This is a genomic window from Lysinibacillus sp. FSL R5-0849 (genome assembly GCF_038595075.1).
Taxonomy (GTDB): domain Bacteria; phylum Bacillota; class Bacilli; order Bacillales_A; family Planococcaceae; genus Lysinibacillus; species Lysinibacillus fusiformis.
Window position 1 is genome coordinate 4361787 of record NZ_CP152004.1, and the last position, 26016, is coordinate 4387802.

The window sequence follows — 26016 nt, forward strand, 5'->3', positions numbered from 1 at the left end:
ACAGCGCCTCCATTAATCCCAGACGTTTTACCAAATTTCCTTTATTATGAGTTTCATTCAAGTATTTTATAAATCAAAACTTCCTGAAAATAAAAAACCGCATTACCCATAGATAATGCGGCTATTATTTATTCATTTTTAAAAGCAAAACGTATGGCTCTACTCATAACAGTAGGCACAACAGATGCATGATTTTCGTTTAAAGCTTCATAAAAATCAACCTTCATTATTTTTTCAAGCATTGTTGCCATTTGTCGTGCATCATCCACCATAAAGGTTTCCAGTTCACCAGCACTAATAAACAATGTTTCCTTCATAGCCTGATGCTCATTTAAAAATACTGAGGCACATGGGACTAATTCATGCTCATTCCACCAGATGGAGGGACTGATAGCCAGGTAATGTTGAAAGCTTGTTTGATGGTGAAATAATTGCCAAAGCGTAAAATAACCCGCTAACGAGTGACCAAATATCGATTGCTGTGCTTTATTTACTGGATAGTTAGCTTCAATCATTGGCTTTAGTTCTTCTTCTAGGAATCGACTAAAGTTTACTGCCCCACCAAGCTTTTCATGCCCTTTACCTTTAAATCTTGCGGGATAAATATACGTCTCTGCTGGTGCCGTAAAATCATAAAATCGTCGTTCACGTATATCTTCACCATGCCCAATACCAACTACAATGGATGGTAAAATACCTGTTTTTGGCGCATTACGGCTTTGCAATCGGACTGCTTCTTTAACTAGAGGAAAATAAGAAGAACCATCCAATACATAGATGACAGGAAAACCTTCTGTTGGAGCTTCCTCATTGGGTATATATACGTTAATCCCATACGTATAGTCTGCCAATTTTGAAGTCATTTGCTGTGTTGAGTAATCTATTTCTGTTCGATTCATTTGTTTTCCTCCTTTAAAACGTCATAACCATAGCATACAGGTGTATTCGTTGCCGGATCTTCCATAATACGTGCATCAATGTTAAAGACTTGACGCATCACTTCTGCGCTCAAAATTTCCTGTGGTGTTCCGGTTTGCATGATAACACCCTTTCGCATGGCGATAAGATGATCTGAATACCTAGCGGCATGATTAATATCATGAAGAACCATGACGATTGTACATTGATGCTGTTCATTTAAATTTTTCACGATATCAAGTACTTCCAACTGGTGGGCCATATCTAAATAAGTAGTCGGCTCATCAAGCAACAATATACTTGTTTCCTGTGCCAATGCCATAGCGAGCCATACACGCTGACGCTGTCCTCCAGAAAGCTGTGCTAGCTCTCGATTTCGATATTCCATTGTATTTGTGACCGTTAACGCCCACTCAATCATTTTTTCATCCTGATTTGTTAAACGATTGACATTGTTGCGATGTGGATATCGCCCATAAGCAATTAACTCCTCGACTTTTAATTGCCCCGGTGCGATGGGTGTCTGTGATAATATTGCTAGCTTCTGTGCAATATCCTTTGTCGATAAATTTTGCATATTTTGCTCCTGCAAGTATACCGTGCCCTGTTGCTTTTTTAAAATTCGTCCTATCGTTTTGAGGAGCGTTGATTTACCACAGCCATTCGGTCCGATAATCGTTGTGACCTTGCCCTCTTCAATCGTTAAATTTAATCCTTCAAACACTCGAACCTGCTCATAACCCGAAGCCAAATTTTCCATTCTAAATGCAGTTTGCACACCGTTTCCTCCTATGCCTTAGATTTTACAAGTAAATACAAGAAATATGGAATTCCTATAATCGACACTACTATTCCAACAGCCAGCTCTGACGGTGCGAATACTGTTTTGCCAATAAAATCAGCTAGGATTAACAAGCCTGCACCAATCAATGCACTTACTGGCATGACATAACGGTGCTGAATACCAACAAGCTGCTTAGCAATATGTGGCGCCATTAAGCCAATAAAACCAATACTTCCTGATACGGATACGCAGGCACTAACTAGTCCCACACTGGCTAATAACAGCTTCATTTTCTCTTTTTCAACAGCAATGCCTAAACTTGTGATGCTATCCTCTTCCAGCTGAAAATAATCAAGTAAATACGATTTTCTATGCACATAAATTCCTAAAATTAAAAGCCAAGGTAACATAGTAAGAGCAAAAATCCAATTCGCATTGTAAATGGAACCTGCCATCCAAATGGCTGCAGATTCAAAATCCTGCGCACTCATTTTTAAAGATAGGAACAATGATAAAGCGCCAAATCCACTGTTAATGGCAATCCCAGTTAATATTAATCGCTGCATATCGAGATGACCGTTTTTTAAAGCAAATGTAAAAATCAATATAGCCGCAATTGTTCCACCGATAAAACCGAACAATGGCATCATTAAAATGGATAGCCAGCTATTCATATCTGCGCTCACTAATTTTAATTGAAAGAAAAACATAAAAATTACGACCGCGGCACCAGCTCCTGCATTAATTCCTAATATCCCTGGATCTGCGAGCCCATTGCGCGTAATACCTTGTAAAACAACCCCAGCCATTCCTAAACCAATACCAACGAGACCAGCTATGACAATTCGTGGTAAGCGGAATTCAAAAATAACAAGATCAAATTTTGGATTAGATTCAATACGCAATAATGTTTTTATGACATCCATCACTGACATATCAAAAACACCATTTGTAATATGTAGATAACTTGCAACTAAAATCAAAAGTAAAAGCATCGACATAGTCAAAAAGAATACACTTGAGGTATTTTTACGCACGTTTTTCACCTCCGTGCTTACGAACTAAATATAAGAAGAATGGTACACCAACCAATGCTGTTAAGACTCCAATTGGCGTTTCAAACGGATAATTGACAAAACGGCTCAGGACATCACAAAGCGCCAAGAAAAAGGCACCAATAACCGCTGCACAAGGGATGATATAGCGATAATCCACCCCAACAAGGAAACGAGTAATATGCGGAATAACTAACCCTACAAAGGCTATTTTTCCAACGAGAGCAACTGCTGTCCCTGTCAAGCATACGACAGCTAACATACTAATAATCCGTACGGCCTTAGTTTTTTGACCTAGTCCCATTGCAATATCCTCACCTAGCGAGGTAATCGTAATGGCCCTCGCACATAATAAGGCCAAAAATAAACCAGTTAATCCAAATGGAATTGAGAGCATCAGCATATCCATATCTACCATATGTACCTTAGTGTTATACCAAGCACTGACTGTTTGTGATACTTGGAAATACATCGCGATCGCTGTAGCTATACTGCTTAAAAATGTCCCAATAACCGTTCCAATAATAGCCAGCCTTACTGGTGATAAACCATTTCGAATTAATGAGCCAAAGCCAAAAACAATGCCCGCACCCAGTGCAGAACCTAGCATTGACAATAAAATCATCTGATAATTAGGCAGTCCTGGGAAAAAGACAATAGCTAATGTTATAACAAATGCAGAGCCATCGTTGACACCCATCAATGACGGAGAGGCTAAATAGTTTCGTGTAATTCCCTGCATAACTGCACCCGCAACTGCCAAAAATGCTCCAATTAACAGTACTGCGGCTATTCTAGGAATACGTCCTGTTCGTATAATTTGGTGATCAACATTGGAAGGATCAAATGCTGATATTGCCTGCCACACAGTGATTACACTAATATCCTTTGTTCCATACATAACAGAAACAAGTGCCACAAGGGCAATAAGGAAAGGAGATACCGCTAATATTGAAAATGACACTATGTTTGTTTTTTTCAACTTTCACACCTTTTTCTATACCATTTTCTTATCCAAACTTCTATTGAACAAAAGGCCGGTAATAGCCCGGTGATATCACCAAATCTACTACCAGCCTGTGTATACTATTTAAGTAATTTTTCAGCTGCTGCATCTAAGAATTTAACCTTAGACCAAGCCGTACCACCTTGTGCTAATGGGTCAATTGTATTGACATAAATTTCTTTATTTTGTGATGCCTTTAAGCTAGTGAAAATTGGATTTTTTTGTAGCTCCTCTAATGCCTTTGGAGTATCCTTATTTTCTGATTCCTCAAATTGAAGGAAAATAGCATCTGGATTTACTTGAGCTAGTGTTTCCAGCGATAATTCTGCTTGCGCTTTAGCTGTCGTAACTACCTCTGGAACTGGCGCACCTAAATCCTCATATAAAACAGGATTTAAATAAACGCCAGCCGGATAAATGTACATAACGCCACCGCGAACACGGATGATTAACACTTGTTTATCAGCTAATTGCTCTTTCGATTTCACCTGTGCATCAGCAACTTTTGCCTCATAGTCAGAGATGATTTTTTTAGCATCATCTTCTTTACCAGCTAGCTGTGCAAGCACTGTCAAATTTTCCTTCCAGTTTGTTGAAATATGCGAGTAAGGAATCATTGTTTGAATTTTTTTCAATTTTTCAGCCGTTTCTTCAGGGAATTTTGAAGTACCCACAATGACATCTGGATCCAAATTAAGAATGGCCTCTGCATTCGGCTCCATTTTATTTCCTACAAGTGTAGCACCTTCAAAATCAGATGCTAGATATGCTGGCACTTTGCCACCAACTTCAAGTACACCTACTGGCTTAATTCCTAGCATCGCAGCGTCTTCCATAGATTCAAGACTTGCAGCGACAATATTTTTCACTTCTGCTGGAAGCTCATATTTCTCACCTAAGTAAGTAATTGTCTGGGTCTTAGCTAGCTCTGTCTGTGATTCTGTTGCACTTGTTTCAGCCGTATTATTTGTTGATGTAGACTCCTCCGCCTTATCTGTTCCACATGCAGCTAATGATAGTGCTAAAAGTGCTGGCGCACACATTTTAAAATATTTATTCATAGATATTCTCTCCTAACGAGCTCATATTGATAATGATAATCGTTTTCATATGTATGTCAATATATAATTGATACTCATTATCATTTACGGATACTATCCTAACAAAGTGAAAATAGATTGTGAATGGACGATTTCGAAAATGACATGGATTTTTGCCGATTAAATCAATAAAAAAACTGTTTCTTTTTTTTAAGAAACAGTCATTTATACGTATTTGGCTTCCTCTATTTTTAATCTTCGATAGGCTGAAGGCGATAAACCTGTACACTTTTTAAATACCCTACTAAAATAAAAACAGTCTATATAGCCAACACATTCTGCAATTTCAGCTACAGGGATTCCACCATATTCTAGCAAGTCCTTTGCTCGTCTTATACGGTATTCCGTTATATATGTGCTTGGATTCATGCCTGTATGCTGCTCAAATAAATAGGCAAATCGACGTCGTTCAATTTCAAATTCACTAGCAATATTTGATACCGAAAGCTGCTCCGCGTAGTGCTCATGTATATACTGTAAAGCCTGCTCCATCATTTCATTGGCATTATCCAGAACCTTCACTTTTGCCGCTATAAGAATGTGTTCCAGCAAATTCATGAATAATGTCTTAGACTTAAATACCGCCATACTCCCTGGAAAGGAATAGCTTTCTACCAATTGCTGAACTTGGGTAATAATTTGCGTATTATGGCCAGTTTTAATAAGAAAGTGTTGCTGAGCTAGTGGATAAAGTGCCGCCTCATCCATAGGTAGATTATAATGAACTACAGCATATTCCCAAACCTTCTGGCTCGTTACGTTCACTTCAATTGGCATTTGAGAACCGGCATGCACTATTACTCCTGGTTCCATCACATAAGGCGTTCCATTCAGGCTAAAAATAGCACTGCCTGCAAGCGGCACAATAATTCCACACTTTCCTGGTGCAGTAGTTCTCCCTAAATCAGCTTCTCCCGGCTCCATTTTTTTCGTAAAGACATCGGTAAATTTTACAGATGCTTGGGCAAAGTAATCTATTAAATATTTGATATCCATGTGCTAGCTCCTATACATCTAAAACGTTCTGAATTTGTGAAAAATGATGTAAATCATGGTCAATTAATCCGCCAAAATAATCCTCAATCGTTATGTTAGACTGCCCAATACTGAACGACTGTTGCCATTGCTCATCTGTAAATTGCTGAATGGTCTGTAGCAATTGACGCCTTGCCAAAACAAATTCAGTAATCGTTTTTTCTAAATGCTGTTCACGACTTTTTTCAGCTGCCTTTGTGTTCATATGTGCGATATCTGGCCCTTTTGGTAAAGATGTATTTATAAATAAATAGGGTATTCGATGTTCTAACACAAATGTATCCCAAGGTGTAAGATGCCCTATCACTTCTGAAACCGACCATTTTCCAAATTCAATTGGCATACGCCATTGGTCCTCAGATAAATTTCTCAACTCCTTTACCCAAATAAGAGATTGTTCATAGTGTTTAATAATCGACTTTTTGTCTCGCAGCATTGGATTTGCCCTCCAATTACTGTAGATTAATTTCTAATTTCGGCCATCTTAAATGCCACTGTTTAGAAGTAATTCTTTGGCGATATATCACATATCTTTCTTTATTTTCAAGGAAAAACGGCGTCGGTTCTATTATGCCAGCACTTAACTGGTGAATACCATATGGTGCAGCTACTTGTAGCCGACCATTCGTTAATTTAATACCGATAGCAGTTGCGATTTCAGGAAAATGAGAGATTCCATCTAAGAAAGAGTGATATGGATTACTCCCATTTATGACGTGCATCCTTGCCTGATTTTTGACCGACCAAGGCTCGTCTTTACAAATCTTCAACAGCTCCTGCTCATAATGCTTCTCTTTTTCCTCTGTTAAATTGGATGAATCATAATAGATCACATCAATATCAGCTACTGGTGTTCGATCTTCTTTCTCATAAATATAATCCCATACTTTTGAACGGATGAATCCTGCACATACCCAACAATCAGGGAGATGTACTTTTTCAACAGCTTCTAAAACATTCATCATCCAATCGTCTGCTGCTATTAGACTTATTAAATCTTTCTCAGTTTGTAGCAATCTCATCTTAGCCCTCCAAAAGATAAAATAAATTTATAAATACTCAAAAATAATATATTAGATTTATATATTAAAACCCTTTACCCTAAAGCTATTCAAGTGAGGAGAGTCGCTTATGAAAAAAATTTTACTGGTATCGTTCTTTGTACTCCTTAGTTTGATGGGGCATTACTATGCAAAAATTTCTTTGACCCTCGTATGTATTGGTATTATAGCTGCCTTTATCGGTACACTTGCGGGAGGTGGAGGACTGATCACACTTCCTGCAATGATGCTGGTCGGCATTCCCATTCAGACTAGTATTGCGACAAATAAATTTTCAACTGGTATATCGGCTTTATCTAGCATTTTTTATTTACTGTACCATAAGGAGCTGCACTTGAAAGCTATTTTAAAATACATCGCTATTGCAGGTATAGGAGGGGTTGGTGGTGCACTTCTGGCCGTGTCACTATCTGAAAAAACTATGAATTTTACAGCCTGTATCCTACTGATCTTTGCATTAATCGTCACTTTAAAAAATAAGGCTTGGACTAACACTGTGAATCATACAGAGCATACAACGTCCTCCCTTTGGCAGCCCTTTTTTATTGCTATGTATGATGGTGGCTTTGGCCCTGGTTCTTCAACTTTTAGTATGTTATATTATTTGCGTTGCCAGCACACTTACATAAAAGCCGTACAACTCACTCGTGCACTGCTTTTTGGGAGTTGTACAGGAGCTTTTATTGTTTTTTATCAAACTGGTTTTATTCAATGGCACTATGCAATTGCCATGGCATTAGGCTCTATCCTAGGCTCTCAATTAGGCCTCCTAGTGCTGCCACATATTCCAATAAAAATAGCCAAACTACTCCTACCTGTCATTATTTCATTGTTGATTATTCAGATGCTATGGAAAATCATTTAATATTGCCACTCAAATGTTCATGAATTAACTTCCATTCACCATTCATCAACGTAAAAATATTTGTCGCTCTACCGCTACCTGATACAAATTTTCCATTATGATAGCCTTCATAGTGATATGTATAAAGACAGGTAGCTGTCTTTTCATCAACGGTTAACCATGCTATATCAGCCGCTGAATAGACCTCTTCTTGAATTACACTCCATGCGTGATTGAAGTAAGCACCAATTTCCTCTGTAGTCGTACATGTTTTATCCGAAAACCAATATACGGCCTGTGGATGCAAAATTACTTTTACCTCATTAAAATCATGCGTATTTGTTGCTTGGATATAACGTTCTAATGCTTGTTTATGTGTCATATTCTCACCTCCTTTTTAACAATATTATCCCATATCTCACTTCTTATAAATAATGTATTTATGTGATGTTCTCCTTTGAACAGTTCATAAAGAACACCTATAATAAGGACAAAACCACATAAAAAAACGGAGGATACTATGCTAGCTACTATTGAAGAACAATCCAATCACCATGTTGCTACATTTAAACGCCCGCTCCCTCATGCGATAGAGGTTGTTTGGGCAGCAATTACTAATAATGACAAGCTGCAAAAGTGGATGAGTAATTTAGAAATCATTGAACTTCGTAACAATGGTAAGATGCATTTTAATATGAACGATGGAACAGATGCCTATGAAACAATAGGCATTACTGATTATGCAGAGAATAAAACTCTAGAATTTGATTGGGGTACGGATACTGTACGATTCGAACTTTCTTCTACTGACGAGGGCACATTACTACTATTAGTGGAGACACTTCAAGCTTTAACGGAGCATACGCCAAAGGATTTAGCAGGGTGGCATATATGTCTGGACTTGCTGGCTGATCTGCTAGATGGTCAGGAACCGCTAACATTCCCAATGGAGAGTTGGCAACAGCGATTCCACGACTACAAGGACCTTGTAGATTCCGTAAAATAAACGACTAAAAAAATCCTAGAGTGCAATTGACGTGCACCTCCAATTGTTAGATGCGTCTAATAATTGGGGTCACGTCACAATGACTCTAGGGTTTTTATTATTGGTAAAACGCTGTAGCTATTTCTATGGCCTTTAGAGGATCCTTTATGGAATCGAGTGTATACACAAGCTTTTCATCCTGCCAAACGACTAAATTGCCTGTCTGATAAACGTCCAATTGAGCCATTCCATATTGCTTTGGAATAGGGAGCATATGACTTTCTAAATAGTCTACTACCTGCTTTGCAAGCTTGACACCTGCATCTGGATTTTCTGTTCGGGTATGTGTAGCAATTGCCCAACGTCCTTCATTCCATCCAGTCCATAAGGAACCGGCTCCCGCATCTTGGTAACCTTTAATATTGTAACCAAGATCCACTTTTCGCCCACCATTTTGATTAAAATTATCAAACGCTATTTGAGTGCTGGCACCTTCTGCATTATTGTATTGCTTAACGAACAATCGCCCTATGACGGTTGCTGATTTCTTTAATCGAATATCATTAATAGGTATATTCTCTTTACTTTCATAAAAGATAATTTCCACCTGATTCCCTTCAGTTCTTGTAGTAGCTGATAAAAAAGCACCCTCTGGAATAGGTAAAGTTGTTGGCATTTTTACGGTGAAATCAGCAGGTATTTGATCCTTGATTTGTTGCAGGACCGCTGTTTGTTCCATAACGGCTCCGTTTTTATGATGATTAGCTTGTTCTACAGGTATCTGGGTCTCACTTTCATGTGCTTGGTGATTTTCTTCACGATTAGCACAGGCACTTATAAAGCAAATACTCAAAAAAAGGACAAATAGCATTCTTTTCATTCGTGTGAACCTCCATCTATTAATTTCCTTCTCTCAGTATTTTTCCCTAGTAAAAACCAACTTAAACGTTATCTATTTTAGCTCGTTAATTCGCTTCGTCAGTTCATTAAATTTTTCATCCAGCTTGGCGTAATCCTTATCCTTAGCTGTGAGAAAGCTTAGTTTACCTAATATTTCTTGCCGTTCCGTTTCTAGCTTTAAACGAAGTGTCATTACATCCTCGTCCTGCTTAACCTCTTTTCTCCATTTTTTCTCTATCTGTTGACCATGAACCTCCCAGACACTATTCGTTACCTTATCCAGAAAGTAGCGATCGTGTGAGACGACAAGTAATGTTCCATTGTATTGGGCAAGCGTTTGCTCTAACTGCTCACGAGAAGGCAGGTCAAGGTGATTCGTTGGCTCATCTAAAATAAGAACGTTCTTGTCTGCTACTATATATGCCATCAGTTTACATTTTACCCGCTCACCCATGCTCATCTCCCCAATCGAAGATGTCCAATGTGTAGAAGTAAAGCCTAGATTTTTCATGAGATTACGAACTTTCCCTCGCTCTTCAAACGTTTCTTGATAAAAATACTGCTCTGGTGTCTGATCAAGCGGTAGGTCAAAAACTTCCTGTGTTAAATAACCAATGTTAGCTGCCGGAGATACCCATACCTCGCCCTCAGCCTTTAATTGACCTAAGATGACTTTTAAAAAACTTGTTTTTCCACTACCATTTGTTCCCGTGACGGCAATTTTATCTCCAAATTGCGCAGTGATGTTCACATCATTAAACAACAATCTGTCGTCGAAGAGTAAGGAGACATTTTTGGTCTCTAAAAACCGTTTACCGACACGTTGGTTGGTTCCTAAAGAAAAGCGTATTTCTGATTCAGGCTTCACAGCTTCGACCTTGGCCTTCTCAAGCTCTGCTTCTAATCGCTTTTTCTTAGATTTCACCTGGGAATCAAGACGCTTTGCTTTCACACGGTGATATTCCTTAAAACCTTCTAGCTTGGTAGACTGAGCATGACCCTTTTGAGACCATGCTGTTAGTTCCTGCATCTGAGCCTCAATACGCTCAATATTTTTTTGCTGCTTGTCGTATGCACGTTGTTGTGTTAATCTTCGATGCTCTCTTTCAGCCACATAGTTTGAATAATTGCCGTTATGTTCAATAAGTCTCTTGTCCTCAATCGACCAGATTTTGGTCGCTACGCTATCTAAAAAGTAACGATCATGTGAGACAACAATAATCGTTCCCTTATAGTTTTGTACTTGTTTAATCAAAAATGTGGTACTCTGTTCGTCCAAATGATTGGTTGGTTCATCCAGCATCAGAATTTGAGCACCCTGCGAAAAACCTTCTGCCAGGCGCATTTTCAGTTTTTCCCCACCACTTAATGCTGCAAATGGCACATTGGGCACCTTCCATTTAGATAGCAAATCTGCCTCTCTAGTCGTTATTTCCATCCTATTAAAATGAGCTAGTTCCTGCTCTACAATTGCCATTTTCACAGTTTGTAGCCCTTTTATTTCTCCTGCTGTGGGTACTAGCATTCCGCGTATGAATTGAAGCAATGTGGATTTTCCAGCACCATTTCTACCAATAATGCCGATTACCTCACCTTGCTTTACGGTAGCAGTCACATGTTCAAATAAGAATGTATCCTTTATTTCATAGCTAATATCCTGTAATTTTAAAAGTTCCTTCATAACATCCATCCTCTCCAGTTGGAGGAATCAAAAAAATCCCTCCAAGTATTTTGGAAGGATTAGTCATCTCTACATATACACAAAATTAACTGTTGAAACAGCTATATTTGTTACTCCATTACTTATTTTAGACATAGTAAAATAAGCTTGCGGAATAGCGTTATATTGGCCTATTAAGACCAATACAAGCGTTAAATATGGAAAATGGGCAGACTAATCCTATTTTTATGGTTCGTGAAATATAAATTTCATCTGTAAAAAAATAAGATTAGTTATTCATTAGCCACCCATCGTCCCTTCATCTTTTATTACCGTCATTGTAACACCATTTTTTTGAAAATGAAACTTTCTGTGTGTGATATTATCTGAAACATTCAAATGAACGAATTTGATTTCTCGTTATCGTACGGAAATACCAGCCATACCGACTACTCCAACGAAAGCCTGCAATGAATTCTCTTCCTATAACCGTTGGGAAAAACCAAAAGCTCCTACCTGTATTCAACCAAATAAAGGTGTTTCTAAATAAACAGGAGCGAATACCACTTGATCCTTCTCGCCGTGCAGGCACTGGTGGCGAAAAGCCTGGTGGTGCACTCATTGGCATTTGTCCTGCTGGAGGCGGACCAAAATTAGGTGGAACAAATGGCGGTGTTTCAAAATTATCATTGCCACCCCAACCAGGTCTTCTAAAATTATCTTCTCTAAATGGATTATTATACACACAAGCCCTCCTTTTACATAATTCAATATATGTAATCGGGCATTTAACCGTTGAGCCATTGCCTACCTAGGTGAAGATAATAACAGATTATTTTCCCTCATGCTATAACCTCTGGCAGCACATCTTAGTAAAGTATAGTTATGCATCTCATCGTAAGAGTATGGCTCATATTATGTACAAAACAATGGTGGAATGACCGGCAAACTATTGAGATAAATATGACTGCATAATTCGCCAATCCTCTACTTTTTCGTCAAAGGATTTAATATTTTTCCCTGGTATTGGACTCGTTGACGGCATTTTTTTATAGGCTCGTCCAGCTAAAAGCTCTAATCCAATATGCTTTTTAAAAACATCGAATGCCTTCGCCCCATTAAAGAGTACTAACTCGATGTTCGGGTAGCTTTCAAAAAGGGTTTGAAAATCATTTGGCTTTTCATTACGAATGGCCGCATCTAGGCTCCCTTTTCTCTCACATGCTTCAATTGTGTCCCAAAGACCGATTGCATTCTTTCTTAATAAAGCCATTCTCTCACTATAATCGTCAGGAACTTCAATCTGTAATAGCTCGCCAATGATGGGCCAAAAGTGATTGCGTGGATTACCATAGTACTGCTGTTTTTCTAATGACTGTTTTCCCGGCATGGAGCCAACAATTAGCACCTTTGTGGATGAATCTACAACGGGTAATAATACATTTTTTACTTCACTAGACACAACAATCACTCTCCTTTTCTCTATTGTAGCGGAAAATCAGATCCGGCAAGTATATCTTGGCTTGGTATTAATAAAGGAAGCTGGGATGAATGATTCCTCACATACGATCGAACAATTTCATAGCCTATACAATAGCCTATCCACGGTGGAAGCTCTCCACCATATAAAAATGGTCGATGCTTTTCCAATCCCTGAAGTTGTAGGTTTGGCAAAAACTGAGATCTCCATAGTTTTATAACCTTCTCGAATGTATAGTTAGTTAACCATGGTGCTAGCCATTTATCTCCGTAAAGTTCTTTCACTGCACATTCTGCTAACCCCTCTAATATAAGAGAATCCAATAAAGTTGTTTCAGCTAAAGACTTTTTAAGATAGTGTAAACGGCAAACATGGTTATATTCATGGGCGAGTAATGCTTGAAGCTCCTGTTTTTCTACTTCTCCCACAAATAAAAAAAGCGAATGAGGATACGCCACACCATTTTTGTTAGTGATATTTTGTTGTCGGGTAATTGGAAATAAATAAATAGGTATAGTTGGACCATCCCACTTCTGCTGTAAGTACATAAACTCCTGCTCCACACAGCCCCACACATTCCTCTGTTTCAGTCTCTCTAGATGAATCTCTTCCTCTGGTAAAAAAAGACCCTGCTGCTGTAATTCGAAGTGTATTTCCTCTGTATATCCCTCTTGAAATAGTTTGACCAAACGATCACATAGAATCGAACACTGCAAGCTATATAGCTCACCACTGCTCTTAGATTTTCTGGCTAATTCATACTCCTCAAGCCATTTATCTGTAGACTCAACTGCCATGTCATCACCTCTTGATAGTATATGTGATGAATAGACAATCGGCTAAAGATAAATGCATTAATTAGCATATATTAGCTTGTAATGAAGTAGAAAGGAGGGATATTTGTGAATCCAACTGATGCTTACAATATTTGTTGTAAATATCACGGTAAACGAGTTAGAATTTCGGATACATCTGGTAGAGTACATGTTGGGGAAATCACGAGGGTAGACAGAAGACAGGTATGGATTCTACCTGATAGAAGATATGGTGGTTATGGTCTTGGCTTTTGGGGATTTGGTGGAGGCGGATTTGGCGTTGGCATTGCACTAGGAACTGTTCTAGGTATTGCACTTGCTCCAATTATTTTCTTCTAGATTATATTGATGTGAAAAACGAGCCATTTCAAACATTGTTGAGATGGCTCATTTTTCATTATTGAACTTGCTCTTGCTGCTGTTTACTTTCAATCAACTCGGATATTGTAACAAATGTGTAGCCCTGCTTTTTTAATGCCGGTATTATCTTCTCTAATGCTTGAATGGTTTGTGTACGGTTACCACCACCATCATGAAATAATATGACATCACCAGGTTTTGTGCCCTTCATAACTTTTTGTACAATTTTCTTTACGCCGGGCTCTTTCCAATCTTGAGTATCCTGATGCCAAGACCACATCACGACCTTGTAGCCATCCTTAACAGCGGCATTTATCATGGCATCTGTGTAATTTCCACCAACAGGACGGAATAAAACTGGGGAAAAACCAGTAATACCATAAATCGTGTCATTCGTCTGTCGAAGCTCTTCTTGCAATTTATTGATGGAAACTTTAAACGGATGTGTATACGTATGATTCGCTAATTCATGCCCTTCTGTATAAGTACGTAAAACAAGCTCTGGATATTTGTCAGCGTTTTTTCCAATAATAAAAAAAGTAGCTTTGGCATCATATTTGGCTAATAAATCAAGCACCGCCGCTGTGTATTTGGGATGTGGGCCATCATCAAAGGTAAGTGCCACTATTTTATCCTCCGTGTTAATATCCCACACAACTTTTCCTGTCTCCTCATAATACGGACGTCCTTTATTAGCATGAGCTTTGAACCCTACAAAAAATCCCGAGATGATTAAAACGAAAACCGTTAAAACCCATACATATTTACGTGTCATAGCATCACCTCCCAAGTCCACATTCACAGAACTCCGTCAACTTACTATTTGCGAATTACTGTGAATTATACTTGTGAGGGACCGTCTGTTTCCCTGTTTTAATTATTTCAAAAAAATTTATATATTTGAACGAAATGTGAAACATCATTCATATTCCTTTCTTTTCTTCTTTATTCATGTAAAATGAAATCATCACTGATATATAACAAATAATTAAATTCAATACATGTTATGTAACACAATAAAGGGGATAATATAAATGTGGATAATTACTGTATTTGAAGAACACACGTATCGGATGTTTGAATATACTTCTAAAAGTGAAGCAATCATTGCATTAAATAAATGTAAACAAACAGCCCTATTATCTTATACAAATTAAATACTAAAAGGAATCTATTCGCCAAGAGTAGATTCCTTTTTATTATTTTGATATTGGACCTTTTTCTTTAGTACCAAGAGTTTTTTATTAGAAATGTCGAACACCTTGATAGTTATCGCCATATGTATATAGAGAAAAGGAGTGATTTCAATGGTGACAATTGAACCTATCATGATTAAGGGGCATTTCTTCACTGCAGTAGTTGTTCAATTACCTAAAACAACACTACTGACCATTTCCAATAATACTGGCTACATTATGTGCGGCGCATTAGATGTAGGTCTGTTAAATAGTCGCTTAGTTGATCGAAAAATTATTGCTGGTCGGGCAGTTGGTGTAAAAACGATTGATGAGTTATTAACGGCTCCGTTAGAATCTGTAACTTATGAAGCCGAACAACTTGGCATTACCGAAGGAATGAGTGGCGTCGAGGCACTTTTAAAAATGATTTAAGGTATAAAAAAGCGTCAGTTTTAGAACGAATGACTAGACGCTTTTCCTTTTTTTGAACCCCTACACTGGTTGAATAAGCAAACTCTCTCTTCCCCATACTGTGGGACAAAGGGAGCGTGTTGTCATGAATAATAATAATAAGCATTTTAAAATACATGTAACTTTCCTTGCTATTGCTTTAATCGTTTTTATATGGTCTGTTATTAAACCATCCTCCTACTTAGATTGGCTCGCTGAAGTTAGCCCAGGAATTGTTGCAATAATTATTGTAGTTTGTATTTATCCTAAATTCCGATTCACAACCATTTCATACTTGATCATTACCCTATTATCAATTCTAACATTTATAGGTGGGCATTATACGTATTCAGAGGTGCCACTATTTAATTGGATAAAAGAAGAATTTGATTTGCATCGTAATAATTACGATCGCTTTGGTCATTTTTTAAAAGGATTGCTGACCATTGTTATAAGAGAAATTTTAATTCGAAAAACCCCTCTTACAAAAGGGGCCTGGCTAACAGGTATCTCCATTAGTATTTTGCTTGCGATTGCTGCATTTTATGAAATCATTGAATGGTTAAGCACAAGAATCTCGAAGGGCAGTAAAGGGGCCAAAGACTTTTTAGGGATGCAGGGAGATCGTTGGGACGCTCAATGGGACATGTCTTTAGCGTTGCTAGGTTCCATTATTACCTTGCTTTTATTGACAAAGCTCCATGATAAATATTTAAAGAGATTAAACAAATAAAACCATTTTTTGCATACTATGATGAATAAAAATCTTATGAAAGGTGGTAGTGTATGTACTATGCTCAGCTCCATCATCAGGCATCCATTCCCCTACGTGTTATAACTGTAACGGGCAATGGGCAGGTAAAGGCGAAGCCAAGCTCCATGCAACTACAAATAGAGGTTCAAACACAAGGCCAAAATGTACAAGAGCCACAGCAGAAGAATGCGGTTACTATGAAACAAGTCATTCAATCCATTACAGCCCTTGGAATTCCAAACGAACAAATTCAAACAGCCGCCTATACAATTACCCCACTTTATCATTTTGAAGACGGCCAACAAATTTTCACTGGTTATGAAGTAACGAATGCCATTACCGTCAATGTATCAGATTCTGAACGTGTTGGCTTCATCATTGATACAGCTGTAGAAAACGGGGCAAATCGTATCAGCAACATTCAATTCAAAGTTGACCATGCAGATGCTTACTATCAGCAAGCATTGAGTTTAGCTCTGCATAATGCTCAAGCAAAGGCAAAAACCATTGCAGAAACTATGCATTTACCTTTGCAGCTCCTCCCCACTGAAATTGTAGAAGAACAAGTTAATACACCTATTCTATATCGCTCAATGGCAGTCTCCTCCGATATGACACCTATAGAACAAGGGCAAATCGACATAAATGCCTCTGTCCGTGTGAACTTTCAATATTGAATAATGACTTGAGCCTTCAGCGAAACAACAGCGGAAGGCTTTCTTACTGTGAATTCCATACCCGTTCTATTACAACTCATCAATAATAAAAGGCTATATTTCTTCATTTTTTTCTACCCTCTTCATGCCGAAATAATTTGTTCCTATAACACCCATAACGATCATTACTCCCCCGATTAAATGGTACGTCTGGAAGGTTTCGTGTAAAAATAAAACACCCGCAAATATAGTAATAAGCGTAGCCAAATTACTAAAAACACTCATTTTAGAGGCCTCTAATATAGATAGAGCATAATTTGATAAATAAGACGTGCCGAGCGAGGATAACAGGCCTAAATATAAAATGGCGATAATAAAATCAACATGTAGAAATGGCTGAAAAAAATCATGGATAGTGCCCTTCAACATATGATCTCCAACAGCTATCCCATTAAAAATGACAAATCCACATAATGTCATGACATATGTTAATGTCAGTAAAGAATATTGCTTTGTAAGCCTTCTTGCAAAGACGTTATAAATAGATGCCGCAATTGCTGAAAGTAAAATAAATCCACTGCCAATAACATTTCCAGAAGTTGCATTTGCCCCGTTCATCATTAGCATATACATCACACCAAGTACAGAAAAAGAAATGGCAACAAACTGTCCACGAGTTGCTTTTTCCTTTAACAATAAACCTGCTAGTGCTAATGTAAAAATAGGAATCGTTGCTTGAATAATTCCCGCCTCTGATGAGGAAATTCTAGCAAGTCCAAGCACTTGAAACGTGAAAAAAGCTATGGGATACAATATGGCTAAAGGTAAAATTTTTAATAGATCCTGTTTTTTTATTGTTAGCTTATTTTTCGTGAATACTAGTAAAATAACAATGCCGATGAAAGCAACGGTAAAACGATGAGCTAATGTATCCACAGGGCTCGCCACTGTTAATGTAACTTTCACAAATAGGAATGAAAGCCCAATGATCAATGCATACGAAATCGCTGCTATATAGGCTTTTCTTTTTTTGGACATACGATAATGCTCCTTCTCCATCAATTCCGGCCGGTATGGTTATCGTATAAAAAAGAGCACCATTTGACGATATGAAAAAAACACATCTGTACCGATACAGATGCGTTGGAGGTTATATATGCTTAAATATGAATGGATTTATTCACAGCTTATGACTCAAATACAGGCAGGCACTCTTCCATCAGGTGCAAAGCTACCTTCAATCCGCCAGTTATCACAGCAATACTCCTGCAGTAAAAGTACTATTTTAACTTCTTTAAAAAAACTTGAGGAGCAGCATCTTATCTATGCATTACCGAAAAGCGGTTACTATGTTGTTGACCATCAAGTACCCTTTCAGCCACAGGTTCAAGACCATATAGATTTCGCTACCTCCTCACCTAGCTGGCATGCTTTCCCGTACCAAGATTTTCAACATTGCATCAACAAGGCAATCGATACATACCAAGCAGACCTATTTAGATACGGGACACCGAAAGGCTTACCATCTCTCATAAAAGAAGCCAAAAAATTATTAACTAATTATCAAGTGTTCACAAAAGAGGAAAATATATTTATCACCTCTGGTGTCCAACAATCTCTGTCTTTGCTAAGTATTATGCCATTCCCAAATGGTCGCTCAACCATTTTAGTAGAGCAGCCTAGTTATCATTTGTATATGGATTATTTGAAAACCTATGGAATTCCCGCTATCGGCATTAAAAGAACAACAGATGGTATTGATCTAGATGAATTAGAGCGCATTTTTTGTCATCACGACATTAAGTTTTTTTACACGATGCCTCGCTTGCACAATCCTCTAGGGACTTCATATAGCAAGCAGGAAAAAGATAGGATCCGTAAACTTGCCTATCAATATCAAGTATACATTGTTGAAGATGATTATTTAGCGGATTTCGAGCAAAATTCGAAAATAGATCCCATTGTTACAGATGATACACAGCAGTATGTCATCTATTTAAAAAGTTTTTCTAAAATCATGTTTCCTGGTTTACGTATTGGGCTAGCCGTTTTACCAGACAACTTCATCCAGACATTTCAGCAATATAAAAATACCACTGATATTGATAGCTCGATGATTTCCCAGGCAGCTTTAGAACTATACCTAAAAAGTGGCATGTTTGAACGTTATCAAAAGAAGGTCAGCGAGTCTTATGCCATACGAGCTAACATACTTCAACAATCGGTAACAACCCATTTGGCAAAGTATAAGGCTTCTAAGGAAATCTGTATGCATAGCCACATTATTTTACCAAGACAGGTTAATACCGATAAACTGATCCAGCATTTGAAACAAAGCCATATACTTTTAGATTCGATTAACCGCAATTATTTAGAGGAATTTTATCATGAACGAATATTGAAATTAAATGTATCCAATGTGGAAGAGTCGAAAATTGATATGGGTATAAAGGAAATTTCCTTATCTCTTAACGATCCTAACAATTACTTTTATTAAAAGTCATTCATGAAACCTTCTTGTTCTTCATATATTTAGACATCATAAATTGGTTCAATAAGGAGGATTCCATGCACTCTGAGAAATTGCGACTAAGGAAAATTCAGCGTCTTGCATATGAAATTATGGATGAGATGCACAAAGAAAAAGACCGCACGGAAATGCATAAATTAATCCCGATCATTGATAACTTGTCGCGGGCAATTGGAGATTTAACAGATTCGGTGGGTAAGTTCTCATTGGATTATGTAGAGGAAAAAGTAAAAACTGCACATGAACTTTTATTTAATAAAGAAAAGGTCGATGCTTATTAATAAAGACAGGGAAAAAGGGTAACCATATAAGTGGCTACCCCTTTTTTTCATTAATGCGTTTCAGGTTCGAATGTTTTACAGTCAGTTTCCTCACTGTTGGAAGCATGTTGTCCCTTCTGGCTGACAACATAAATTTTTTCTGCTGTGCATTTGTTTCCAGAATCCCAAAATGTGCAGTTATTGACTTCACATAGAATTTCTTGTGCCATCGTTTCACACCTCCTCTTTGTTAGCTTTAACAAATTAGAGGTAAACAATACGTTAGTAAGTAAAGTCAGCCCTCGGTTCACACATGAGTGCCGCGTATCCTCTATACTCCATGCCAAATTACTATATTTGACTAATCCGTTACTTTTGTTGGCGTTGCTTCCTGTACAATTATCAGACCGTCATATGCATCTGCAGGTGTCATTTTAATGGTATAAAGCATTTTTGTAAGCTTATACCAAGGACGAAAATCATCGCCTATATTGCCCATTCTTTGCTCCTTTGTAAGGATATTTGATAGCTCTTCTGATTGACTAGCATTTTCAAAATCCACATAAAAGATGTTGTCATGGATATCACTAAAAGCATCCACTAGAGCGTTATGATGTTCTATCGTATACTCCTTACGTTCACCAGACCCATTCGGTGCTTGGAATGTATTTGTCACAAAATCCGTGCCAATGGCAAAGTATTGATCTTTATAGTGCTCATTTAAATATTGTCCCATCGACTTATAACCTGCCATTGTAGCAGACGTTTTATCTATATGGCCATTATGACCAGACATCAATACTTTATCATGGCCCTTCGTCGCTTCGAGATCAACAATCCATTGTAAATTTTTAGCTAAGTATTCATCACGTAAATTCATGTAATTACCATCGTTTAAAAACAATTGCGTACGTTGCTTTAAAATTTGTGCATATTGCGCCGCAAAAGAGAAGGCATCCTTTGATGACTTTTTCTCATAGGCTTCCTTGTTTGATTGTAAATCTTTGATGATGGCATCGATTGTTTTATCAAGCTCTACTAACTGGCTATTCGATAAATCTCTCATTGTTTTGTTGGACACATGTTCTAGCTGAGCCGTATACTGCTTAGCCGTTTCTGCATCGACATCCGCATAATAATCAAGTAAGCCCTTTTTGCTATCATCATATCGTTGCATATCATTACCATAAAAATAAATTTTATCTTCCTCCTTGGCTGTTAAGTTATAGTCATGCATCCATTGGACAAAGTCCACCATTTGTTCAGTTTGATAAATGCCGTAATCCAGTGCTTTAATAGCATCTTGCGCCGTGCCAACACTATTGACAATAAATTGATTTATTTGTTGGGCTCCTCCAAAATCCCCCTCTAAAACAAAGACTCGAACATTTTCATTCTTCATCATTGCTTCAAATAGATCCTTTTTTAAGGCTTGGAATTCCACATTTCCGTGTGTTGCCTCTCCAAATCCAATAATTTTTACATCATCAGGTATAGTAATATCTTTTATTTCACTACTATATTGTGAGATATCTTTGACAGCCGCCCCCTGTCCACAGCCAGCTAAAACTGCTAGTAGTATACATGTAGTTAATATTCTCAAACTTCGTTTCATTTTCATGTCAATTCTCCCTTAAGGTTAAATGGCTTTTCGTTGGAAGTAGTAATACCCACCAAGGAAAAATAGGATGAAGCCACCACCGACAACTGTTAACAATTGCTCCCATGGTACAAAAAATACATCGTCTGTGCTGCCACCAATATACATCATCGAAAAGGGCTGTGCCCAAGGATAGTAAGGTCCAATACGTTCAGAATTAATAGCAAAAATAGAGGGTAATGTAAATATCACATTGACTGCAAAAGGAGCGGCAAAACTTTTAAACATAATCGACATCCATAATTGAAGGGCTACTAAAGGCAATGTCGCTACCCATCCTCCCACAATACTTTTCCACACAATCTCCATTGGAAAAGGATCCGTATAGCCCTTGATCATCCCAACTGTAAAAACTGAACATAAATACAATATCTGCATCGCCATAACAAGCAGTACAATTAACACATATTTAGCGACAAATACTTTCCCCCTCGTTACAGGTAATGCTAATAGCTGCTTCCAGCCACCAGATTGATGTTCATACCTACAGATGAGACTAGCAAAGACCCCCGTAATAAGTGGTAAAAATAATAAAGCATATGTTAAATTCATGGAGAACAAAGCAATATACCATTCATTGATTGGTACTCCTGACATATTATCCTCTAAATTGGCTGATAATCCGATAAATAGGCCAATAATGGGTCCTGCTAAAATGATTGGTACCATCTTTGATTTACGTAACTTAAACCATTCAGCTCGCAGTATAGCCGTCATTTACTTCACGTCCCTTCTTGCAAAATCAATCATGCCAACCATATAGAGGAAAATACCTATTCCTACTCCTAACATGACATTGATGATCGGCTCATCCCATTGATTCATCAACGACGGCCATTTCCATATCATCCAATCTGGTAAAACATAGGAAGAATAGGCAAAAATCACTCCGAAAATACCTACAGTAATAGGAATCCCTTGATTACGGCAAACACTTGCAATCCACAGCTGGAGAGCTAGAATTGGCAATGCTGCTAGAGCTGGGAAGTAACTATACTTGGCGAGCTCTAAGTAAGGTATCGGTTCACCTAAGCTTAAAAATAGTCCGTAACTCAGTGTGAAAAGCATCAACAGTGTTGAAGACAAAAATAACAGAATCGCCAATACTGTAAATTTAGATAAATAGACGGATAATTTAGAAACAGGTAAGGCGATGAGCTGTTTCCACGCATTTGTCTCGTTTTCAATACTCGCCATGAATGATGTTAGGATAGCAATACCTAGTACAATGGCTAGCGGTGTAAAGGAATGAATGTTTTGTAAAAAATAACCCCAATCATCCTCGCTCTGCTGTAAAAGATAGTCTTTCCTCACACCGTAATTGACCATTTGCAGAGCAACTACACCAACGGGACCTAAAAGTGTTAAAAACCATAAACCTTTGCGTTTAATTTTAAAAAAATCAGCAGTTAATAATTTACCCATCATAGCACTAGCTCTCCCGCCGTCATTTGCAGGAAAATATCCTCCAATGAGCGTTTCTCTTCCTCTACTCGAAATACCGAAATGCCCTCCTGAACAAGTACCTGAACAATATGGGCTACTTTTTCGTCAGAGCATTCCTCTAAGAAAATGACACCATCCTGATAGTCTGCCTTAATGCCATTTGCTAAAAGAGAACGCCATCCTTTTTCGCTATTGCTAACTTTAAATATAACCTTTGGTTGTGCAAATTTACGCATTTCCTCAATGGAATCTTGAAAAATCAATGTTCCCTTAGAAACAATGCCTACCTGTGTAGCCATTTGATCGATTTCTGATAATAAATGGCTGGAAATAATAATGGTCATGCCGTATTCCTTCGGTAGTCTTTTAATTAAATTGCGAATTTCAATAATACCTGAAGGATCGAGACCATTCGTTGGCTCATCTAAAATGAGTAACTCTGGGTTGTGCAATAAAGCAGCCGCAATCCCAAGACGTTGTTTCATTCCTAGTGAAAAGCCCTTTACTTTCTTGTTAGCAACTTCCTTCAAACGGACAATTTGCAGAACTTCATCGATTCTAGTTTTTGGCACACCTAGTATTTTTCGTAGTGCCTCCAAGTTCTCATAGGCTGTCAAATGTGGATAATAAGATGGATTTTCAACTAATGAGCCTACGTTCGCTAAAATTTGTGTACGGTCCTTCGCAATGTCCTTTTGAAAAATTTTAATTGTCCCTGAGGATGGTTTCATTAGACCAAGAAGCATGCGAATCGTTGTTGTTTTCCCCGCTCCATTAGGTCCTAAAAATCCGTAAATTTCACCTTTGCGTATTTGCAAATTTATATTTGATACAGCTTGTTCTTTTCCAAAGTATTTTGATAAATTTTGTGTTTGTACGATATATTCCAATATCCTCACCTCATTAACTATCATAAGAATGGAAGTTTAAAAACAGGTAAGGGCTAAGTTTAAATTTTGTTTAAAAATGCATTTTTTCCATAAAAAAATCTGCGAGCTTTTACTGATCAAGCTTCGCAGATGGATTTGCATGTTTTATTATAATTTTTGTACCCGATGGATCTGAACAAATATCCCACTCTAAATGCATGCCCTTTACCATAACATCTACAATGGATAGGCCAATCCCTGCACCTTTTGCATTCGATTCATTTTTCATACCATTTCCATGATCCTCAATAATAAATGCCGTATAACTCGCTGTCGACTCTGTTTTCACACCTATATATTTCCCGCTATTGGCGTGTCGCAGTACATTTTGGAAGAGATTATCTAATATACGCCCTAACCAGATGGGGTCTACACACCATTCATGATGTTCAAATGCTTGTAGCTCAATATCTATGGTAAATCCCTCACGCTCAAAAACTGGGTACCATGTCGTCAGGTGCTCTCGAACAAAACGAATAGCATTGATTTCTTTCGGTTCAAATTTATATTTACTTGCCATGAGCAATGTGTAGGACATTAGATTTTCAATTAAAGCATCAATATTCACGATAGATGTTTCCATCGCCCGTAACGCCTGCTTACCTTCCTCTGACAATGTTTCTTTGCTAATGGAGTAAGATTGAGCTCTTACCTTTGTTAAAGGTGTCCGCAAATCATGTGAAAGATTCGCAATTAGCTCTCTTCTTAGTTGCTCTTCTTTTTGCTGACGCTGTTTGCTATCTCTCAGCTCACAAACCATTCTGTTGAAACTATGCTCCAGTTGCCCAATTTCGTCCTTTTTTTTCACATGGATTTCAATAGGTAAACCATCTACATCCCGTATTTCCATGGCATCTTGAAGATGTAAAAGTCTCTTTCGGATTCCTTTGAAAAATAACAATGATACGACAATGAAAAATAGAATAATCGCAATCACACCAAAAAATAAGAGGTTACCGTAGTTTTCATAAATATTGATAAGTGGTGGATTAAATACGTTCCTTGGAACTTCTAACACAATAAAGCCATTAGATACATCATCACCTAAGAAAGCAATAACTGTAAATGGGTCTCCTCCATATCGCTGTTTTATAAATTTAGTAGTAAATGCAGGTGTCCACTTTGCTGGAAGCTCCTCCTGCACATTTACCGTAGTCAATAATGTCCCGTATTCACTTACCCAGAACATAGAAGCCGTGGGTAATTGCTCTTGCCACTTTTGAAAAAGTTGGGTAATGGCATCATTTGATACATTGTTTATATTTTTAGACTGAGCGTGCCATTGCTCCTCAATTTCACTTTCCAAAAGGACCTCACTAGAAAACTCGCCTACCCCTGTCTTCGTAATTCCTAATACAAACATAGCTGTCCCCATATAAGAAATTTGAACAATCGATAAGGCTAATATAATGATCAACATATATTTAGCTAGTAGCGATCGGAAGAATTTCATAGTTTCACCCTATACCCAATCCCTCGAATCGTTTCGATAATCATTGGCTTTGCGGGATTTATTTCTATCTTTTCTCTTAAATATCGAATATGTACCATCAATGTTTTATCACCTTCGATATAGCTTTCACCCCAAACGCCCTCATAGAGTTGCTCTTTCGTTAAAATTTGATTGAGGTGGCGAATAAAATACTGTAAAAGATAAAACTGTTTACCCGTCAAGAGAATTTCTTCTTCAGTCAATGTATTAATAATTCTCATATCTTTTGTATACATTTTAAGATGCTGTAGTTCTAGCACATCATCATTTTTTTGGTATCTTCTCAGTAATACTTCAAGCCTTGCTACTAATTCATCTGGATGGAAAGGCTTTGTTAAATAATCATCTGCGAAATTCAAGCCTTCTATTTTATCTTCGACTGCCGTTCTCGCCGATAGCATTAAAATCGGCAGTTCTTTATTTTCCCGTTTAATTCTTTTACCGATGGAAAATCCGTCTAACCCAGGTAACATCACATCCAGTATGGCAATATCATTTAAGGCAATATGTTGCTCAATACCATCTCCAGACTCTAGCCATGTTACTTCATAGCCCCTTTCAGTTAACTCTTTACTAACCCAATGTCCTATTTCCTTTTCATCCTCTATGTATAATATACGAATCAATGTTTCACCCTCCTTTGTCTATTTGAAAGATA

General features: G+C 37.8%; 32 protein-coding genes. 9 read left to right on the plus strand and 23 right to left on the minus strand.

Annotated elements, in window-relative coordinates:
- Window positions 1-128: 128 nt before the first annotated feature.
- The 8 genes from MKY80_RS21580 to MKY80_RS21615 form a co-directional block, all read right to left on the minus strand.
- Window positions 129-899 carry an alpha/beta hydrolase-fold protein gene (locus MKY80_RS21580; protein ID WP_089985828.1) on the minus strand — a complete coding sequence of 257 codons (771 nt, stop codon included), beginning with the start codon at window positions 897-899 and terminating at the stop codon, window positions 129-131.
- Entirely contained in the window at window positions 896-1678 is a 783-nt protein-coding gene (locus tag MKY80_RS21585; protein WP_115648604.1) for an ABC transporter ATP-binding protein, read from the minus strand. The genes MKY80_RS21580 and MKY80_RS21585 overlap by 4 nt, the downstream gene beginning before the upstream one ends.
- Before the next feature lie 29 nt (window positions 1679-1707).
- The gene (locus tag MKY80_RS21590) at window positions 1708-2703 is read right to left on the minus strand and encodes an iron ABC transporter permease (RefSeq protein ID WP_089985914.1); all 996 of its coding nucleotides are present in this window, start codon (window positions 2701-2703) and stop codon (window positions 1708-1710) included.
- Between the two features lie 28 nt (window positions 2704-2731).
- The gene (locus tag MKY80_RS21595) at window positions 2732-3739 is read right to left on the minus strand and encodes an iron ABC transporter permease (RefSeq protein WP_342531158.1); all 1008 of its coding nucleotides are present in this window, start codon (window positions 3737-3739) and stop codon (window positions 2732-2734) included.
- A 104-nt stretch (window positions 3740-3843) separates the two neighbouring features.
- Window positions 3844-4824 (minus strand): ABC transporter substrate-binding protein, encoded by a 981-nt coding sequence (locus tag MKY80_RS21600; protein ID WP_089985831.1) that lies wholly within the window; start codon window positions 4822-4824, stop codon window positions 3844-3846.
- Window positions 4825-5028: 204 nt separating this feature from the next.
- Window positions 5029-5859 carry an AraC family transcriptional regulator gene (locus tag MKY80_RS21605; RefSeq protein WP_342531162.1) on the minus strand — a complete coding sequence of 277 codons (831 nt, stop codon included), beginning with the start codon at window positions 5857-5859 and terminating at the stop codon, window positions 5029-5031.
- Between the two features lie 10 nt (window positions 5860-5869).
- Window positions 5870-6334: a DinB family protein gene (locus MKY80_RS21610; protein ID WP_342531164.1), complete on the minus strand. Its 465-nt coding sequence runs from the start codon at window positions 6332-6334 to the stop codon at window positions 5870-5872.
- A gap of 16 nt (window positions 6335-6350) precedes the next feature.
- The gene (locus MKY80_RS21615; RefSeq protein WP_342531166.1) at window positions 6351-6920 is read right to left on the minus strand and encodes a nucleotidyltransferase family protein; all 570 of its coding nucleotides are present in this window, start codon (window positions 6918-6920) and stop codon (window positions 6351-6353) included.
- Window positions 6921-7029: 109 nt separating this feature from the next.
- Between MKY80_RS21615 and MKY80_RS21620 the strand changes: the two genes are divergently transcribed.
- Entirely contained in the window at window positions 7030-7824 is a 795-nt protein-coding gene (locus MKY80_RS21620; RefSeq protein WP_342531167.1) for a sulfite exporter TauE/SafE family protein, read from the plus strand.
- Here the strand turns inward: MKY80_RS21620 and MKY80_RS21625 are convergent.
- Entirely contained in the window at window positions 7817-8185 is a 369-nt protein-coding gene (locus MKY80_RS21625; protein WP_342531169.1) for a nuclear transport factor 2 family protein, read from the minus strand. The two genes, MKY80_RS21620 and MKY80_RS21625, sit on opposite strands and share 8 nt — an antisense overlap.
- Window positions 8186-8323: 138 nt before the next feature.
- Here MKY80_RS21625 and MKY80_RS21630 point away from each other — a divergent pair, with 138 nt between their 5' ends.
- Complete coding sequence (locus MKY80_RS21630; RefSeq protein WP_342531171.1) at window positions 8324-8809, plus strand: SRPBCC family protein; 486 nt, start codon at window positions 8324-8326, stop codon at window positions 8807-8809.
- A gap of 97 nt (window positions 8810-8906) precedes the next feature.
- On the opposite strand, the gene MKY80_RS21635 is transcribed toward MKY80_RS21630, so the two are convergent.
- The 5 genes from MKY80_RS21635 to MKY80_RS21655 all read right to left on the minus strand — a co-directional run bounded on the left by MKY80_RS21635 (window position 8907) and on the right by MKY80_RS21655 (window position 13625).
- Complete coding sequence (locus MKY80_RS21635) at window positions 8907-9668, minus strand: hypothetical protein (protein ID WP_342531173.1); 762 nt, start codon at window positions 9666-9668, stop codon at window positions 8907-8909.
- Between the two features lie 72 nt (window positions 9669-9740).
- Window positions 9741-11369, minus strand: coding sequence for an ABC-F type ribosomal protection protein (gene abc-f / locus MKY80_RS21640; protein ID WP_342533091.1), 1629 nt, complete (start codon window positions 11367-11369; stop codon window positions 9741-9743).
- A 361-nt stretch (window positions 11370-11730) separates the two neighbouring features.
- On the minus strand, window positions 11731-12093 hold the full coding sequence (locus tag MKY80_RS21645) for a hypothetical protein (RefSeq protein ID WP_090002083.1): 363 nt from the start codon (window positions 12091-12093) through the stop codon (window positions 11731-11733).
- A gap of 204 nt (window positions 12094-12297) precedes the next feature.
- Complete coding sequence (locus tag MKY80_RS21650; protein WP_090002084.1) at window positions 12298-12810, minus strand: DNA-deoxyinosine glycosylase; 513 nt, start codon at window positions 12808-12810, stop codon at window positions 12298-12300.
- Window positions 12811-12830: 20 nt separating this feature from the next.
- On the minus strand, window positions 12831-13625 hold the full coding sequence (locus tag MKY80_RS21655) for a DUF2268 domain-containing putative Zn-dependent protease (RefSeq protein ID WP_090002086.1): 795 nt from the start codon (window positions 13623-13625) through the stop codon (window positions 12831-12833).
- Between the two features lie 105 nt (window positions 13626-13730).
- On the opposite strand from MKY80_RS21655, the gene MKY80_RS21660 reads away from it, so the two are divergent.
- Window positions 13731-13982: a hypothetical protein gene (locus tag MKY80_RS21660; RefSeq protein ID WP_008175336.1), complete on the plus strand. Its 252-nt coding sequence runs from the start codon at window positions 13731-13733 to the stop codon at window positions 13980-13982.
- Between the two features lie 58 nt (window positions 13983-14040).
- Here MKY80_RS21660 and MKY80_RS21665 read toward each other — a convergent pair whose 3' ends face one another.
- The gene (locus tag MKY80_RS21665) at window positions 14041-14778 is read right to left on the minus strand and encodes a polysaccharide deacetylase family protein (protein WP_239355124.1); all 738 of its coding nucleotides are present in this window, start codon (window positions 14776-14778) and stop codon (window positions 14041-14043) included.
- 259 nt (window positions 14779-15037) lie between these two features.
- On the opposite strand from MKY80_RS21665, the gene MKY80_RS21670 reads away from it, so the two are divergent.
- From MKY80_RS21670 to MKY80_RS21685, 4 genes are all read left to right on the plus strand, one after another.
- Window positions 15038-15160, plus strand: coding sequence for a hypothetical protein (locus MKY80_RS21670; RefSeq protein WP_255250388.1), 123 nt, complete (start codon window positions 15038-15040; stop codon window positions 15158-15160).
- Between the two features lie 150 nt (window positions 15161-15310).
- Window positions 15311-15613 carry a DUF1805 domain-containing protein gene (locus tag MKY80_RS21675; protein WP_008175342.1) on the plus strand — a complete coding sequence of 101 codons (303 nt, stop codon included), beginning with the start codon at window positions 15311-15313 and terminating at the stop codon, window positions 15611-15613.
- Window positions 15614-15737: 124 nt separating this feature from the next.
- A complete protein-coding gene (locus tag MKY80_RS21680; RefSeq protein WP_043989941.1) occupies window positions 15738-16364 on the plus strand; it encodes a DUF2238 domain-containing protein in 627 nt (208 codons plus the stop codon).
- Between the two features lie 53 nt (window positions 16365-16417).
- Window positions 16418-17062: an SIMPL domain-containing protein gene (locus tag MKY80_RS21685; RefSeq protein ID WP_008175347.1), complete on the plus strand. Its 645-nt coding sequence runs from the start codon at window positions 16418-16420 to the stop codon at window positions 17060-17062.
- Window positions 17063-17155: 93 nt separating this feature from the next.
- Here the strand turns inward: MKY80_RS21685 and MKY80_RS21690 are convergent, their stop codons facing one another.
- Window positions 17156-18079, minus strand: a complete 924-nt coding sequence (locus MKY80_RS21690) for a DMT family transporter (RefSeq protein ID WP_089985841.1) — start codon at window positions 18077-18079, stop codon at window positions 17156-17158.
- A gap of 118 nt (window positions 18080-18197) precedes the next feature.
- Here MKY80_RS21690 and MKY80_RS21695 point away from each other — a divergent pair, with 118 nt between their 5' ends.
- Window positions 18198-19538 carry a PLP-dependent aminotransferase family protein gene (locus MKY80_RS21695; RefSeq protein WP_342531184.1) on the plus strand — a complete coding sequence of 447 codons (1341 nt, stop codon included), beginning with the start codon at window positions 18198-18200 and terminating at the stop codon, window positions 19536-19538.
- 71 nt (window positions 19539-19609) lie between these two features.
- Window positions 19610-19852, plus strand: a complete 243-nt coding sequence (locus MKY80_RS21700; protein ID WP_342531186.1) for a group-specific protein — start codon at window positions 19610-19612, stop codon at window positions 19850-19852.
- A 50-nt stretch (window positions 19853-19902) separates the two neighbouring features.
- Here MKY80_RS21700 and MKY80_RS21705 read toward each other — a convergent pair whose 3' ends face one another.
- The 7 genes from MKY80_RS21705 to MKY80_RS21735 all read right to left on the minus strand — a co-directional run bounded on the left by MKY80_RS21705 (window position 19903) and on the right by MKY80_RS21735 (window position 25984).
- Window positions 19903-20061 (minus strand): DUF1540 domain-containing protein, encoded by a 159-nt coding sequence (locus MKY80_RS21705; RefSeq protein WP_004231699.1) that lies wholly within the window; start codon window positions 20059-20061, stop codon window positions 19903-19905.
- Window positions 20062-20192: 131 nt separating this feature from the next.
- The gene (locus MKY80_RS21710) at window positions 20193-21452 is read right to left on the minus strand and encodes an erythromycin esterase family protein (RefSeq protein ID WP_008175364.1); all 1260 of its coding nucleotides are present in this window, start codon (window positions 21450-21452) and stop codon (window positions 20193-20195) included.
- 18 nt (window positions 21453-21470) lie between these two features.
- Window positions 21471-22208, minus strand: a complete 738-nt coding sequence (locus tag MKY80_RS21715; protein WP_342531189.1) for an ABC transporter permease — start codon at window positions 22206-22208, stop codon at window positions 21471-21473.
- On the minus strand, window positions 22209-22919 hold the full coding sequence (locus MKY80_RS21720) for an ABC transporter permease (protein ID WP_107922327.1): 711 nt from the start codon (window positions 22917-22919) through the stop codon (window positions 22209-22211).
- Entirely contained in the window at window positions 22916-23827 is a 912-nt protein-coding gene (locus tag MKY80_RS21725; RefSeq protein ID WP_008175369.1) for an ABC transporter ATP-binding protein, read from the minus strand. The genes MKY80_RS21720 and MKY80_RS21725 overlap by 4 nt, the downstream gene beginning before the upstream one ends.
- A gap of 109 nt (window positions 23828-23936) precedes the next feature.
- Entirely contained in the window at window positions 23937-25319 is a 1383-nt protein-coding gene (locus MKY80_RS21730) for a HAMP domain-containing sensor histidine kinase (protein ID WP_342531192.1), read from the minus strand.
- The gene (locus tag MKY80_RS21735; RefSeq protein ID WP_089985846.1) at window positions 25316-25984 is read right to left on the minus strand and encodes a response regulator transcription factor; all 669 of its coding nucleotides are present in this window, start codon (window positions 25982-25984) and stop codon (window positions 25316-25318) included. Before MKY80_RS21735 ends, MKY80_RS21730 begins: the two co-directional genes overlap by 4 nt.
- Window positions 25985-26016: the final 32 nt, after the last annotated feature.

What these genes read in the sequence shown, in the direction of transcription:
- MKY80_RS21665 (WP_239355124.1), bottom strand. Translation starts at nt 14,778, where the DNA reads ATGACACGTAAATATGTATGGGTTTTAACGGTTTTCGTTTTAATCATC.
- MKY80_RS21695 (WP_342531184.1), top strand. Translation starts at nt 18,198, where the DNA reads ATGCTTAAATATGAATGGATTTATTCACAGCTTATGACTCAAATACAG.
- MKY80_RS21620 (WP_342531167.1), top strand. Translation starts at nt 7,030, where the DNA reads ATGAAAAAAATTTTACTGGTATCGTTCTTTGTACTCCTTAGTTTGATG.
- MKY80_RS21705 (WP_004231699.1), bottom strand. Translation starts at nt 20,061, where the DNA reads ATGGCACAAGAAATTCTATGTGAAGTCAATAACTGCACATTTTGGGAT.
- MKY80_RS21670 (WP_255250388.1), top strand. Translation starts at nt 15,038, where the DNA reads ATGTGGATAATTACTGTATTTGAAGAACACACGTATCGGATGTTTGAA.
- MKY80_RS21615 (WP_342531166.1), bottom strand. Translation starts at nt 6,920, where the DNA reads ATGAGATTGCTACAAACTGAGAAAGATTTAATAAGTCTAATAGCAGCA.
- MKY80_RS21605 (WP_342531162.1), bottom strand. Translation starts at nt 5,859, where the DNA reads ATGGATATCAAATATTTAATAGATTACTTTGCCCAAGCATCTGTAAAA.
- MKY80_RS21585 (WP_115648604.1), bottom strand. Translation starts at nt 1,678, where the DNA reads ATGGAAAATTTGGCTTCGGGTTATGAGCAGGTTCGAGTGTTTGAAGGA.
- MKY80_RS21700 (WP_342531186.1), top strand. Translation starts at nt 19,610, where the DNA reads ATGCACTCTGAGAAATTGCGACTAAGGAAAATTCAGCGTCTTGCATAT.
- MKY80_RS21625 (WP_342531169.1), bottom strand. Translation starts at nt 8,185, where the DNA reads ATGACACATAAACAAGCATTAGAACGTTATATCCAAGCAACAAATACG.
- MKY80_RS21580 (WP_089985828.1), bottom strand. Translation starts at nt 899, where the DNA reads ATGAATCGAACAGAAATAGATTACTCAACACAGCAAATGACTTCAAAA.
- MKY80_RS21715 (WP_342531189.1), bottom strand. Translation starts at nt 22,208, where the DNA reads ATGACGGCTATACTGCGAGCTGAATGGTTTAAGTTACGTAAATCAAAG.
- abc-f (WP_342533091.1), bottom strand. Translation starts at nt 11,369, where the DNA reads ATGAAGGAACTTTTAAAATTACAGGATATTAGCTATGAAATAAAGGAT.
- MKY80_RS21720 (WP_107922327.1), bottom strand. Translation starts at nt 22,919, where the DNA reads ATGATGGGTAAATTATTAACTGCTGATTTTTTTAAAATTAAACGCAAA.
- MKY80_RS21730 (WP_342531192.1), bottom strand. Translation starts at nt 25,319, where the DNA reads ATGAAATTCTTCCGATCGCTACTAGCTAAATATATGTTGATCATTATA.
- MKY80_RS21610 (WP_342531164.1), bottom strand. Translation starts at nt 6,334, where the DNA reads ATGCTGCGAGACAAAAAGTCGATTATTAAACACTATGAACAATCTCTT.
- MKY80_RS21655 (WP_090002086.1), bottom strand. Translation starts at nt 13,625, where the DNA reads ATGGCAGTTGAGTCTACAGATAAATGGCTTGAGGAGTATGAATTAGCC.
- MKY80_RS21675 (WP_008175342.1), top strand. Translation starts at nt 15,311, where the DNA reads ATGGTGACAATTGAACCTATCATGATTAAGGGGCATTTCTTCACTGCA.
- MKY80_RS21630 (WP_342531171.1), top strand. Translation starts at nt 8,324, where the DNA reads ATGCTAGCTACTATTGAAGAACAATCCAATCACCATGTTGCTACATTT.
- MKY80_RS21690 (WP_089985841.1), bottom strand. Translation starts at nt 18,079, where the DNA reads ATGTCCAAAAAAAGAAAAGCCTATATAGCAGCGATTTCGTATGCATTG.
- MKY80_RS21600 (WP_089985831.1), bottom strand. Translation starts at nt 4,824, where the DNA reads ATGAATAAATATTTTAAAATGTGTGCGCCAGCACTTTTAGCACTATCA.
- MKY80_RS21635 (WP_342531173.1), bottom strand. Translation starts at nt 9,668, where the DNA reads ATGAAAAGAATGCTATTTGTCCTTTTTTTGAGTATTTGCTTTATAAGT.
- MKY80_RS21710 (WP_008175364.1), bottom strand. Translation starts at nt 21,452, where the DNA reads ATGAAAATGAAACGAAGTTTGAGAATATTAACTACATGTATACTACTA.
- MKY80_RS21680 (WP_043989941.1), top strand. Translation starts at nt 15,738, where the DNA reads ATGAATAATAATAATAAGCATTTTAAAATACATGTAACTTTCCTTGCT.
- MKY80_RS21590 (WP_089985914.1), bottom strand. Translation starts at nt 2,703, where the DNA reads ATGTCGATGCTTTTACTTTTGATTTTAGTTGCAAGTTATCTACATATT.
- MKY80_RS21685 (WP_008175347.1), top strand. Translation starts at nt 16,418, where the DNA reads ATGTACTATGCTCAGCTCCATCATCAGGCATCCATTCCCCTACGTGTT.